Origin of the sequence: Oceanospirillum sediminis, assembly GCF_014164585.1 — a bacterium.
Classification (GTDB): domain Bacteria; phylum Pseudomonadota; class Gammaproteobacteria; order Pseudomonadales; family Halomonadaceae; genus Oceanospirillum; species Oceanospirillum sediminis.
Window position 1 is genome coordinate 1 of sequence record NZ_JACJFM010000233.1, and the last position, 357, is coordinate 357.

General features: G+C 35.9%; 1 protein-coding gene. It reads right to left on the bottom strand.

Annotated elements, in window-relative coordinates; translation table 11 throughout:
* Nucleotides 1–19: 19 nt before the first annotated feature.
* The coding region (locus tag H4O21_RS28535) for an MMPL family transporter (protein WP_182812594.1) at nt 20–357 on the bottom strand (338 nt) is incomplete at its 5' end.

Consider the following 357-nt stretch of genomic DNA (forward strand, 5'->3'; position numbering starts at 1 on the left):
ATGTGATTTGAAATTGTAATTAATATTGATTTTCAGGTAGTTCCATATCATTATCGTCCTCTTCAGGAATAATATTAATTGGTGGTTTCTTCAGTACCTCTTTGTTGGCTATGCTTCTTTCTAATGATAAAAGAAGCGACGGCAATAGCAGTAAATTAGACAACATGGCAAACAATAAGGTTGCCGATACTAAAGCCCCCAAGGCTACTGTACCTCCAAAATCGGATATGGTAAATACCGAAAACCCAAAGAACAAAACGATAGAGGTGTAAAACATGCTTACCCCAGTTTCTTTTAAAGCACCATAAACAGATGGTTTTATTTTCCATTTGTTGGCCTGTAATTCTTGTCGGTATT